The sequence below is a fragment of the Merdimonas faecis genome, assembly GCF_001754075.1.
Classification (GTDB): domain Bacteria; phylum Bacillota; class Clostridia; order Lachnospirales; family Lachnospiraceae; genus Merdimonas; species Merdimonas faecis.
In genome coordinates, this window is record NZ_MIEH01000015.1 from 20,198 (window position 1) to 32,819 (window position 12,622).

Annotated in this window: 13 protein-coding genes; 12 read left to right on the top strand and 1 reads right to left on the bottom strand. The window is 49.8% G+C overall.

Features of this window, described 5'->3' with window-relative positions; translation table 11 throughout:
- Positions 1-15 precede the first annotated feature (15 nt).
- Positions 16-498, top strand: a complete 483-nt coding sequence (locus BKD12_RS06855; protein ID WP_070088575.1) for a DUF6147 family protein — start codon at positions 16-18, stop codon at positions 496-498.
- 296 nt (positions 499-794) lie between these two features.
- On the opposite strand, the gene BKD12_RS06860 is transcribed toward BKD12_RS06855, so the two are convergent.
- A complete protein-coding gene (locus BKD12_RS06860) occupies positions 795-1,037 on the bottom strand; it encodes a TIGR03905 family TSCPD domain-containing protein (RefSeq protein WP_070088576.1) in 243 nt (80 codons plus the stop codon).
- A gap of 173 nt (positions 1,038-1,210) precedes the next feature.
- Here BKD12_RS06860 and BKD12_RS06865 point away from each other — a divergent pair, with 173 nt between their 5' ends.
- The 11 genes from BKD12_RS06865 to BKD12_RS06915 all read left to right on the top strand — a co-directional run bounded on the left by BKD12_RS06865 (position 1,211) and on the right by BKD12_RS06915 (position 12,618).
- Complete coding sequence (locus tag BKD12_RS06865; RefSeq protein WP_070088577.1) at positions 1,211-1,906, top strand: 5'-methylthioadenosine/adenosylhomocysteine nucleosidase; 696 nt, start codon at positions 1,211-1,213, stop codon at positions 1,904-1,906.
- A gap of 139 nt (positions 1,907-2,045) precedes the next feature.
- On the top strand, positions 2,046-2,867 hold the full coding sequence (locus tag BKD12_RS06870) for a hypothetical protein (RefSeq protein WP_070088578.1): 822 nt from the start codon (positions 2,046-2,048) through the stop codon (positions 2,865-2,867).
- A 125-nt stretch (positions 2,868-2,992) separates the two neighbouring features.
- Positions 2,993-4,342: a glucose-6-phosphate isomerase gene (locus tag BKD12_RS06875; protein WP_070088658.1), complete on the top strand. Its 1,350-nt coding sequence runs from the start codon at positions 2,993-2,995 to the stop codon at positions 4,340-4,342.
- A gap of 7 nt (positions 4,343-4,349) precedes the next feature.
- Complete coding sequence (locus BKD12_RS06880; protein ID WP_070088579.1) at positions 4,350-5,792, top strand: aminotransferase class I/II-fold pyridoxal phosphate-dependent enzyme; 1,443 nt, start codon at positions 4,350-4,352, stop codon at positions 5,790-5,792.
- A complete protein-coding gene (locus BKD12_RS06885; RefSeq protein WP_070088580.1) occupies positions 5,785-6,372 on the top strand; it encodes a nucleoside/nucleotide kinase family protein in 588 nt (195 codons plus the stop codon). The genes BKD12_RS06880 and BKD12_RS06885 overlap by 8 nt, the downstream gene beginning before the upstream one ends.
- A complete protein-coding gene (holB, locus tag BKD12_RS06890; RefSeq protein ID WP_070088581.1) occupies positions 6,359-7,348 on the top strand; it encodes a DNA polymerase III subunit delta' in 990 nt (329 codons plus the stop codon). The genes BKD12_RS06885 and holB overlap by 14 nt, the downstream gene beginning before the upstream one ends.
- A 4-nt stretch (positions 7,349-7,352) precedes the next feature.
- A complete protein-coding gene (locus tag BKD12_RS06895; protein ID WP_070088582.1) occupies positions 7,353-8,264 on the top strand; it encodes a PSP1 domain-containing protein in 912 nt (303 codons plus the stop codon).
- Positions 8,257-9,012 carry a tRNA1(Val) (adenine(37)-N6)-methyltransferase gene (locus tag BKD12_RS06900; RefSeq protein ID WP_070088583.1) on the top strand — a complete coding sequence of 252 codons (756 nt, stop codon included), beginning with the start codon at positions 8,257-8,259 and terminating at the stop codon, positions 9,010-9,012. Before BKD12_RS06895 ends, BKD12_RS06900 begins: the two co-directional genes overlap by 8 nt.
- 13 nt (positions 9,013-9,025) lie before the next feature.
- Positions 9,026-9,877: a 16S rRNA (cytidine(1402)-2'-O)-methyltransferase gene (gene rsmI, locus BKD12_RS06905; protein ID WP_070088584.1), complete on the top strand. Its 852-nt coding sequence runs from the start codon at positions 9,026-9,028 to the stop codon at positions 9,875-9,877.
- Between the two features lie 350 nt (positions 9,878-10,227).
- A complete protein-coding gene (locus BKD12_RS06910) occupies positions 10,228-11,340 on the top strand; it encodes an ABC transporter ATP-binding protein (protein WP_070088585.1) in 1,113 nt (370 codons plus the stop codon).
- A gap of 231 nt (positions 11,341-11,571) precedes the next feature.
- A complete protein-coding gene (locus BKD12_RS06915; RefSeq protein WP_176730932.1) occupies positions 11,572-12,618 on the top strand; it encodes a PucR family transcriptional regulator in 1,047 nt (348 codons plus the stop codon).
- Positions 12,619-12,622 lie beyond the last annotated feature (4 nt).

Below are 12,622 nucleotides of genomic sequence, written 5' to 3' on the forward strand. Positions count from 1 at the left end.
AAAGGGAGGTGAGACTTGAAAAAGAAAATTCTGTCAGCTTGCTGTGTGGCCCTGTTGGTTTTCAGCATGCCATTTTTTTCAGCAGGGCAAGTAAAAGCGGCGACTGACAAGCCTATTTTAGATGGTTCAGAGTTGACTCATGATAATGAGTCCGTTGGGGATGATGTAAAAATTACCAGAGGAGAAGATCTGATGGCGGGGTACTCCAAAGTAGTTCGCTTAGGACCAGGAAAAATTTATGCTGGGGGAACGACTATTGCAGCTCATACAGTAGAACGTATAAAAGTATCTGTTATGGTAGAGAGAGCACAAGAAGGAGATACCGAGTGGACATTTTATGATAGTTGGAAAAAAGAAAATGAAAATACAGATCGCGTAGGATCCAACCGTACCTTAGAGGTAGAAGGCGGATACTATTATCGCGTTAGATGTACACATTCCGCTAACGATGATGTCAGCAGTTCCTTCACCGACGGTGTCTACGTAGAAGAACCATAACCATCTAAACGAAACAGAGAAGGAAACTATTTAACTAACAAAATTTATACACCGGTTAACCGGTATGACGTGGAGCCGGGGAGGCTGTGGGGCGCGCTGTTACGGCGCAAGTTGTTTATTTTATTAAGAATTAAAAATTAAATAAATCCTTACATTGAGAAACCGTAAGGCCCACGTTACGGGCTGAAGACGTCGCGACAGCGCGTCCCACAGCCTTCCTGGCCAATGTCTATGAACAAAACGCAAAGGGTTCAAAAAGAAAAGGATGCGGCGCCATGCCGCATCCTTTTTACGCACTATTCGCCGATTGCCTGTTTCAGGGCGTAAGAAAGCTGATCCGGGCAGGATGTCGCTTTATTTCCGCAGCGGATTCCCTGCAGCCTTGAGATCGCCTCGTGGACATCCATCCCTCTTACCAGGTGGGAGATCCCTTGAGTATTGCCGCTGCACCCGCCGACAAATTCTACATTTTTAACGATATTTCCATCCAATTCTACGTGGATCAGGCGGGAACAGACCCCGTGTGGTATATATTCCATATCAATGATGCCTCCTCCTTCGAAATCTAAAGAGATTATAACAGAAAATATTGCAGTTCTCAAGGGATTCTGCTAGAGTGAAAGGCAGAAGCCCCAGCAGTTGCAGGCTGCCGGAGCTTTATTTACTGGAGCGTTAGCAGAGTTTTCATAAAAATCACAGAAGGAGGACGAAGATGAGGACAGGAATCATTGGAGCAATGGAGGATGAGGTAGCCGCTCTGAAGGAAGCCATGGACGTTCGTGCGGTGACGGAGATCGCATCCATGGAGTTTGTAGAAGGGACATTGGAAGGACAGGACGTGGTAGTAGTACGCAGCGGGATCGGAAAGGTCAATGCCGGGATCTGCGCCCAGATCCTGGCCCAGCATTTTCAGGTGTCCAGGCTGATCAACACAGGAATTGCAGGCTCCTTAGACGCCGGGATTGATATCGGGGACATGGTGATCTCCACAGATGCGGTACAGCATGATGTGGACGCAGAAGCATTTGGCTATCCGCTGGGACAGATTCCTCAGATGGATGTGCTGGCATTTCCGGCGGATCCGGAGCTTGTAAAGAAGGCGGAAGAGGCAAACCGGAGAGCCAATCCGGATATCCAGACCTTTACCGGACGCATTGCCAGCGGGGACCAGTTTATCGGCAGACAGGAGCAGAAAGACCGGATCCGGGACACATTCCATCCGCTCTGCGTGGAGATGGAGGGGGCGGCAATCGCTCAGGCGGCATATCTGAACAAAGTTTCGTGTGTCATCATTCGTGCGATTTCGGATAAAGCCGACAACAGTGCGGTCATGGATTATCCGGCCTTCGAAAAGCAGGCAATCGCCCACAGCGTGGCGCTGGTCAGAGAATTGATGAGATCACTGTAAAAACATTTTAAAAAGTTTTAGACAAAATATAATATAGTTTGACAGGATCCGCCGGGATCTGTGCGGAACTTGTAGAACGCTTTTTAGGCGCTCCTTTTGATTTTCCAGTATAATGCAAATCAAAAGGAGGGCTTTTTATATGTTAGAAGTGATATTGGAGGGGCGCATCTTATATGTGCTGATGGGGATCGTAGCGGCCGTGGGTATCTTAAGCAAGATTGCGGTCAACCTTTCGCTGAAACGGCTGGTGTGGGCGGCGGGTAATATGAATAAAAGCAATCACCCGCTGATGCGGCTGGTAAAAGCCAAGTTTGAACACGCCTGTATGGTAAGCGATACTGTGGAAAATGTGGGAGTATTTGTGGATAAGTACCTGTATGAGTACCGGGTTCTGGGAATGAAGCTTCATACCTTAAGGCGGCTGGAAAAAGCGTCTGCGGCAGGATGTCTTTTGCTGGGAGCAGCAGGGGCAGCAGGCTGGTATGCCCTGGAGGGCATGGGCGATGCGGTGCTCCGTGCGGGGGCGGCAGGAGCAGTTCTTGCGATAGCAGTGTACCTGTTCCATCTGACTACAGATGAGGGGTATCGTCTGAAAGCAGTGAAAAATTATATGGTAGACTATCTGGAAAATGTATGCCGCCGTAAGTATGAAAAGGCATACCAGAAAGAGATCCAGGTCATGGCGCCGGAGGCGCACGGGACAGAAAGCTTTCAGAAAGTGGACGAGCCGGAAGGAACCCCGGTCAGAGAAACCAGGGTCACAGAGGGACGGAATCAGGAGGCAATCGACGCGGCAATTGAAAAGGGATCAGAAAGGATCCAGAATATAAAACAGGAGCCGGCGGTATTGGCGCAGGCAAAAGAAGAGCAGGCAGAAGTACAGGCTTCGGAGAAGCAGGAGAAAAAAGCCGTGGACAAGGACGTGCTGATCCGGCAGATCCTGGAGGAGTACATGGCCTGACATACGTTCTGGACGAAGCGCTTGCGAAACGACCCTTGATTTGCTAATATAATAAATGTATGTATCGGCGTATGCCGAAGCACAAATTGGATAAACGCAAAGGATTAGGAATGGAAGGAGTCACGATCATGAGTAAGGTTACGTTTGACTATTCAAAAGCAAAAACATTTATTTCAGACCACGAGATGGTATCTATGAAAAAGATCGCTGAAGCAGCAAAGGCAGAGCTTCTCGGAAGAGAAGGAGCGGGGAATGATTTCCTTGGATGGATCGATCTTCCGGTTAACTATGATAAGGAAGAGTTTGCGCGGATCAAACAGGCTGCGGTAAAGATCCAGAGTGATTCAGAGGTGCTTCTGGTAATCGGGATCGGAGGCTCTTACCTTGGCGCAAGAGCAGCAATCGAATTTTTGCGTCACAGCTTTTATAATATGGTATCAAAAGAGATCCGCAAGACTCCGGAGATCTATTATGTAGGAAACAGTATCAGCAGCACGTATCTGAAGCATCTGATCGATGTGATCGGAGACAGAGATTTCTCCGTGAACATTATTTCCAAATCCGGAACGACCACAGAGCCGGCCATCGCCTTCCGTATCTTTAAAGAAATGCTGGAAAAGAAATACGGCAAAGAGGAAGCGGCAAAGAGAATCTATGCAACGACTGATAAGGCAAGGGGAGCGTTAAAGAACCTGGCGACCGAAGAAGGATATGAGTCCTTTGTGGTACCGGATGATGTAGGCGGACGTTTCTCTGTACTGACGGCAGTAGGCCTTCTTCCGATCGCGGTCAGCGGCGCGGATATCGACCAGCTGATGGCCGGAGCGGCAGCAGGAAGAGAGAGGGCGCTGAATGCGGACTTTGAGGAAAACGACGCGATGCAGTATGCGGCAGTCCGCAACATTTTGCTCCGGAAAGGAAAGACTGTTGAGATCCTGGCAAATTATGAGCCAAGCCTTCATTATGTATCTGAATGGTGGAAACAGCTCTACGGCGAGAGCGAAGGCAAGGATCAGAAAGGAATCTTCCCGGCATCTGTAGACCTGACCACAGACCTTCATTCCATGGGACAGTTCATCCAGGACGGCAACCGGATCCTGTACGAAACAGTCATGAATGTGGAAGAGTCAAAAGAAGAGATCATCATTCAGGAGGAGCCGGTAGATCTGGATGGATTAAACTATCTGGCAGGCAAAAATGTGGACTTTGTTAATAAGAGCGCGATGAACGGAACCGTGCTGGCGCATACAGACGGAAATGTGCCGAACCTGATGGTCAACATTCCGAGACAGGACGAGTTCTCCCTGGGAGAGTTGTTCTATTTCTTCGAGTTTGCCTGCGGAGTCAGCGGATATATTCTGGGTGTAAATCCATTTAACCAGCCAGGCGTGGAGAGCTATAAGAAAAACATGTTTGCGCTTCTTGGAAAGCCGGGCTATGAAAAAGAAAGAGAAGAACTGCTGAAGAGACTGTAGGGACAAGATGAGTACATTGTTAGAAAAGCTGACGGCATATGGGGCCTCTGATTATTACGGGTTCCATATGCCGGGCCATAAACGGAAGCTGGACATGCTGGGGGGAGTTACACCCTGCCAGATCGATATCACAGAGATCGACGGGTTTGACGATCTGCATCACGCAGAGGGTATCCTGAAAGAGGCCCAGGAACGGGCGGCAGAGACGTACCATGCAGACGAGACCCACTTTCTGGTCAATGGAAGCACGGTCGGAATCCTGAGTGCCATTCTGGGAGTGACCAGGAGAGGCGATGAGATCCTGGTGGCAAGAAACTGCCACAAATCGGTGTATCATGCCCTGGAAATGCAGGGGCTTCATCCGGTGTATGTTTATCCGGGCTCCGATCCGGACACACAGCTGAATACAGAGATTTCCGCAGACAATATCCGGCGGGCGCTGGAAACGCATCCGTACATCCGGGCGGCAGTGATCGTATCGCCGACCTATGACGGGATAGTATCCGATGTGGAATCAATCGCAGAGGCGGTCCATGTGCATGACATTCCACTGATCGTGGATGAGGCACACGGGGCGCATTTTGGCTTTCACCCCTGTTTTCCGGAAAATGCCAATCAAAAAGGCGCTGATATCGTGATCCACAGTCTGCACAAGACGCTTCCGTCTCTGACACAGACGGCACTTTTGCATATCAACGGAGAAAGAGTGGACCGGCGCAGAATACGAAAATATCTGCATATGCTGGAGTCCAGCAGTCCGTCCTATGTACTGATGGCAGGAATCGACGCCTGTATCCACATGCTGCGGGAGCGAAGGGAAGAGTTATTCGGGCCCTATGTGGAGATGCTGAAAAGGACAAGAAATGAGCTGGGAGCTTTAAAGCGCCTGCGGCTTGCGAAAGCGGATAACATGGAGCCTTCCAAGCTGGTGATCTCCTGCGCCGGCAGCGGAATTTCCAGCCGTGAGCTGTACCGGAAGCTCTTGGATGACTATCATCTGCAGCCCGAAATGCGGGCGGGCGGCTATGTGCTTCTGATGACATCCGTAGGTGATACGGAGGAAGGGATGGAGCGGCTTGTAAATGCTCTTTTTTCCATCGACAGAGAGGCAGAAGAGCGTCAAAAAGCCAAAGATGCCGTTTGGGAAGGTCAGATGGAGTGCCCGGGAGCCGGAGGTTTCCCGAGGCAGGAACTGATATATGCTCCGGGCGAAGCCGAGGATTTAAGAGAAAAAGATCCGGCCGGGATCCGAAAGGTTTCCTGGAAGGACTGTGTGGGTGAGGTGGCTATGGAGTATGCGTATCTCTATCCTCCGGGATGCCCGATGATCGTTCCGGGAGAAAGGGTGTCACAAGAGACGGCAGATATGTTACAATGGTATCAGGAACAGGGATTTGCCGTGGAAGGGCTTAAGGAAGATTCCTGGATCGAGGTGTGGAAGCATGGGTAAGATATATTATATGATGGGGAAAAGCGCTTCCGGAAAGGACACTCTCTTTAAAGAGGTAAAGCAGGCTTTTCCGGAGCTTAGGACCATCACATTGTACACGACCCGCCCTATCCGGGAAGGAGAAAGGGACGGCGTGGAGTATTTTTTCGTAGATGATGCCGCACTGGATTGTTATGAAAAGCAGGGAAAGGTAGTAGAGCAGCGCGCCTACAATACGGTCTGCGGGCTGTGGCGCTACGCTACCGTGGATGACGGCCAGGTAGACCTTGACAGGGCGGATTACCTGGTAATCGGCACCCTGGAGTCTTACGAAAAGATGCGCGGGTTCTACGGTGAAGAGAATCTGGTGCCGCTCTACGTGGAAGTAGAGGACGGTGAAAGGCTTCAGCGGGCCCTTGCAAGAGAGCGGGAGCAGCGGGAGCCGAAATATGCGGAGATGTGCCGGCGATTCCTGGCGGATGAGAAGGACTTCTCTGAAGAGAATCTGGCAAGACTGGGGATCCGGAAACGGTTTTCCAATCGAGATAAAGGAAAATGTTTAGATGAAATCATAGGGGAAATACGACATGGGAAGTTTTAAAGATGTAGTTGGTCACAAAGACATTATAAAGTACATTCAGAGTTCGGTGGAAAACGGACAGGTAGGGCATGCCTATATTCTGAACGGGGAGAGAGGTTCCGGAAAGAAGATGCTGGCAAGCCTGTTTGCCATGACGCTCCTGTGTGAAAAAGGAGGGCCGGAGCCCTGTAATGTGTGCCATTCCTGCAGACAGGCAGAGAGCGGCAACCATCCGGACATCCTCCGGGTGACCCATGAGAAACCAGGTGCGATCAGTGTGGATGATATCCGGGAACAGGTCAATGATACGGTGATGGTCAAGCCATATCAGGGACCTTACAAGGTATATATCATCGACCACGCAGAGCTGATGACCCCGCAGGCGCAGAACGCATTGCTGAAAACACTGGAAGAGCCGCCGGAATATGTAGTATTTTTCCTGTTGACAGAAAATGCGGAGGCGCTGCTTCCGACCATCACGTCCAGGTGCGTGATGCTGAAGCTTCGAAATATCCGGAATACTCTGATCCGCAAATATCTGATGGAAGTGCTCGAAGTGCCGGATTATAAAGCAGACATGTGTACGGCGTTTGCCCAGGGGAATCTGGGGAGGGCTATCATGCTGGCAAATTCGGAGCATTTTAATGAGATCCGGGAAGAGGCGATACAGCTCCTGAAATATATCCATGAGATGGAGCTTAGTGAGATTGTCCAGGCGGTAAACCGGATCACAGCCTATAAATTAGAAATCACGGATTATCTGGATATCATTATGATCTGGTATCGGGATGTCCTGTTATATAAAGCGACAAAAGATATGGACAAGGTTGTCTTCAAGGAGCAGATTTCCTACATCAAAGAGCAGGCGAAGAAAAGCTCCTACGAAGGGATCGAGACGATCCTGAAGGCGCTGGACACGGCGAAATCCCGTCTCCGTGCCAATGTAAACTTTGATCTGGTAATGGAACTTTTGTTCTTGACGATAAAGGAGAATTAGTAATATGACACGAGTGATAGGAGTAAGATTCCGCAGGGCGGGGAAGGTGTATTTCTTTGCGCCCGGGAAATATAAGATCCGCACCGGGGACAAGGTGATCGTGGAAACGGCCCGGGGTGTGGAGTTTGGTTCCGTAGTTACGGGGCCAAAAGAGGTGGAGGATGACAAGATCCTGCAGCCTCTGAAACCGGTGATCCGGATTGCGACAGCAGATGATATCCGCAGGGAAGAGAAAAACCGGGAGAAGGAAAAGGAAGCCTTTGGCATCTGTCTGGAAAAGATCCGGAAACACGGGCTGGAAATGAAGCTGATCGATGCTGAATATACCTTTGACAACAATAAGGTGCTGTTTTATTTTACGGCAGACGGACGTATTGATTTCCGGGAGCTGGTAAAAGACCTGGCAAGTGTGTTCCGCACCAGGATCGAGCTTCGGCAGATCGGCGTGCGGGATGAAACGAAGATCCGCGGGGGCATTGGCATCTGCGGCAGGGAGCTTTGCTGCCATACCTATCTGTCGGAATTTGCACCGGTATCTATCAAGATGGCGAAGGAGCAGAATCTGTCTCTGAACCCGTCCAAGATTTCCGGAGTGTGCGGCAGGCTGATGTGCTGTCTGACCAATGAAGAGCAGACCTACGAAGAGCTGAACCGTCATCTGCCGGCAAATGGCGACCATGTGACGACTCCGGAAGGATTAAAGGGTGATGTGCAGGCAGTCAATGTGCTGCGGCAGCAGGTGAAGGTGGTTGTTACTCTGGATAATGATGAGAAAGAGATCCGGGAGTACAAGGCCTCGGAGCTTAAGTTCAAGCCCAGACGAAAGAAAAAGGATGTAAAGCTTTCGAAGGAAGAGATGGCGGAACTCAGGAATTTAGAAGAAAAGAATGGGGCGTCAAAGTTAGACGATGAATAGAACAGACCAGGAACAGTATTTAAAAGCCGGAGAACGGCTGGATGACCTTCAGCTTCGTGGCTATCAGATCATTCAGAACCCGGGGCGTTTCTGCTTTGGCATGGATGCGGTGCTGCTCAGTGCTTTTGCGAAGGTAAGAAGAGGTGAGAGAGCTCTGGATCTTGGCTGTGGAAACGGCATCCTGCCACTTTTGCTTGCGGCTAAGTATCCGGGCGAGCATTATGCGGGCCTGGAGATCCAGGAAGAAAGTGCGGGGATGGCCGTACGCAGTGTAAAGCTTAACGGACTGGAAGAAAAAATAGATATTGTGACAGGCGACATCAAAGAAGCGGCTTCGATCTTTGGAGCCGCTTCTTTTGAAGTTATTACGACCAACCCTCCGTACATGATCGGAAGCCACGGCCTGAAAAATGAAAACGAGGCATTGTACATCGCCCGCCATGAAGCCCTGTGTACGATTGACGATATTCTGCGGGAAAGCACAAAAGTCCTGAAGTCAAAGGGCAGGTTTTACATGGTACACCGGCCGTTTCGTCTGCCGGAGCTATTGGCAAAAATGTCGGCTGCAAAGCTGGAGCCCAAAAGGATGCGGCTGGTATATCCATATGTAGATAAGGAGCCCAATATGGTCCTGATCGAGGGCCTGAAGGGCGGAAATCCCAGGATGGAAGTGGAACCACCGCTGATCGTGTATGAAAAAGACGGGACATATACGCAGGAACTGAGGGCGATGTATGGAATGAAGTAGAAAGGAGCGTACCATGGCAGGAACCTTGTATCTTTGTGCGACCCCTATCGGCAATTTGGAAGACATGACCTTCCGCGGGGTGCGCATTTTGCAGGAAGTGGATCTGATCGCGGCAGAGGATACTCGCAACAGTATCCGGCTTTTGAATCATTTTGAGATAAAAACGCCGATGACCAGCTACCACGAATACAATAAAATCGAAAAAGGACGCAAGCTTCTGGAAAAGCTCCAGGCAGGGACCGATATTGCGCTGATCACAGATGCGGGTACGCCGGGAATTTCGGATCCGGGAGAGGAGCTGGTGAGGATGTGCCGGGAAGCCGGGATCCAGGTGACGGCTGTCCCGGGAGCGGCAGCCTGCATCACGGCCCTTACGATTTCGGGTCTTCCTACCAGGAGATTTGTTTTTGAAGCCTTTCTTCCTGCGGACAAGAAAGAGCGGCAGCAGATCCTTGACGAGCTAAAGGAAGAGACCAGGACCATTGTAATATATGAGGCGCCCCACAGGCTCGTCAAGACCCTGCGGACTCTGGAAGAAACGCTGGGGGGAGACCGGCAGGTGCGGGTGTGCAGAGAACTGACCAAAAAGCATGAAACGGTCTATGAGAGTACCCTTTCCGGCGCGGCTGCGTATTATGAGGAACAGGAGCCGAAAGGGGAGTGCGTGCTGGTGGTAGAAGGGAAAAGCCGCACAGAGATCAGGAAGGAGCAGCAGGCGAAGTGGGAGGAGATTCCGCTGGCGGAACATATGGAGAGGTATCTTTCGGAAGGAATGTCAAAAAAAGAGGCCATGAAGCAGGTGGCAAAGGACCGGGGGATCAGTAAAAGGGACGTGTATCAGGCGCTGCTTTCGGAAGAAGAATAAGAAAGACTTTCCTTTTGTACTGCAAATAGCAGTCCCCACCGAACCGCCGTCCCCATGCGCAGTCCCAGCGCTGGCGCGCTTTTGTTTTGCACTTCGTGCAAAGACTGCTTATGAGGATGGCGGTTACGAGTTTCACTCTCACCAGACAAGAGCAGAAGGTCTTTTGCATGCGAGCATGGCAAGACCTTCTGCTCTTGTCTGGGTTCGGTGGGGACTGTAACACGCTGGTTCGTCAACTTGTATAGAATTGCCGGAAAAGATTGTTCAACTTTGGTATTTCGGAAATAAGAAATATTTACTATACTCTTTAACAGAACGGAAACGAAAGTCATTTTTAGGAGGAAAATACAATGGCAAGTTTATCACTGAAGCATATCAACAAAACTTATCCAAACGGATTCGAAGCTGTAAAAGATTTCAACCTTGAGATTGAAGATAAAGAATTTATCATCTTTGTAGGACCATCCGGATGTGGAAAATCTACAACGCTTCGTATGATCGCAGGTCTGGAAGACATTACTTCCGGAGAACTGAAGATCGGCGACAAGGTTGTAAACGATGTAGAGCCTAAGGACAGAGATATCGCGATGGTATTCCAGAACTACGCTCTGTATCCGCATATGACCGTATATGACAACATGGCATTCGGTCTGAAACTGAGAAAGGTACCGAAGGATCAGATCGACAAGATGGTTCGTGAAGCAGCAAGAATCCTGGATCTGGAAGCTCTGCTGGATCGTAAGCCGAAAGCTCTTTCCGGTGGACAGAGACAGCGTGTTGCTATGGGACGTGCGATCGTACGTAACCCGAAGGTATTCCTGATGGACGAGCCTCTTTCCAACTTGGACGCAAAACTGCGTGGACAGATGCGTATTGAGATTTCCAAGCTGCATCAGAGACTGGGCACAACAATCATCTATGTAACTCATGACCAGACAGAGGCTATGACACTGGGTACCAGAATCGTAGTTATGAACGCTGGTGTTGTTCAGCAGGTAGATACACCTCAGACACTGTATGATTATCCGTGCAACCTGTTCGTAGCAGGATTCATCGGATCTCCGCAGATGAACTTTGTAGATGCTACCTGTAAAGTACAGAATGGCAAGGTATACCTGGTAGCAGGACCTTCCGAGATCGAACTGCCTGCAGCAAAGGGACAGAAGCTGATCGACGGCGGATACGATGGAAAGACCGTTGTACTTGGTATCCGTCCGGAAGATGTGCATGATGAGCCTGCATTCCTTCAGGCTTCTCCGAACACCGTGATCGAAGCTAAGATCCGTGTATACGAGATGCTCGGTGCAGAAGTATTCCTGTACTTCGACTATGAAGGCGCAAGCATGACTGCAAGAGTGGATCCAAGAACAACAGCAAGAACAGGCGATACCGTAAAATTTGCATTGGATGCTGAGAAGATCCATGTATTTGATAAAGAAACAGAGCAGACAATCACAAACTAGTCTGGAAAATGAAATAAGAGGGATCCCGGAGTCGGGACCCCTTTTTTCTTTCATCAGTCACCACAACATGCCGGGAGAATACAGAGACGGGAGAAAAGCCGGCGGACAGCCGCAGGGGGATTTCTCACTTGTACACTGGCGCGGTCCTGTGGTAAAATAAAATTCACATGTAGAGAACAGGAGGGGTTCCGATTGCTTTCGAATCAGCTATTGCACAAAGCCGTACAGGATATGAAAAGAATCAGCGGACTGGAGTGTGCCGTCTGGGATAAAAAAGGCGTCTGCCTGGTCATGACCAGTGAAAAGATGCCTGCCTGGGAAGAGAAAGCCGTTTCCTTTGGCGAGAGCGGAGAGGAAGAGCGGGTTGAAGAGGAGATCTGCTTATTCCTGATCCGGGATGAAGAGGATCCGGTATACATATTAGGGATGGAAGGCGGCAGCCATGAGGCTGTGACGGCGGGGAGATTTGGAGCCAGCCAGATTGCCAACCTGCTGTTTGCATATAAGGAAAAGATGGATAAGAACCGTTTTATCCAGAATCTGATCCTGGACAATATGCTGGTAGTAGATGTCTATAACCAGGCTAAGAAAATGAAGATACCCGTGGAACAGCGGCGGGTAGTATTTCTTATTGAGTCCAAGAACGAGGGGGAAACTCTGATTCTGGAGACTATGCGTGGTCTGTATGCCACCGGGATGAAAGACTTTGTAACGGCGGTAGACGAGCGGCATGTGATCCTGGTAAAGGCTTTGGAAAATACCGATGATTATCAGACACTGAACCGGATCGCCCACGAAATCGTGGATACTCTGAATATGGAGGCCATGGTCGGGGTGCGGGTCGCATATGGGACGATTGTAGAAGAGTTAAAAGATGTATCCCGTTCTTATAAAGAAGCGGATCTTGCTCTTCAGGTAGGCAGGGTTTTCTATGTGGAAAAAAATATTCTGGCATATGACGAGCTGGGAATCGGACGGCTGATCCATCAGCTTCCGCCATCGCTGTGCGAGATGTTCCTGAAGGAAGTATTTGAGAACGGGCCGGAAGAAAAATTCGAGGAAGAAGAATTGACCACGGTCTATACGTTTTTTGACAACAACCTGAATATCTCAGAGACGGCAAGACAGCTCTATGTACACCGAAATACACTGGTGTACCGTCTGGAAAAGATCCAGAAAAAGACTGGACTGGACGTCAGAGTCTTTGACGACGCCCTGACGTTTAAGATAGCCATGATGGTGGCAGATCATATGAAGGATATAAATGAGAAAAACTAGGACA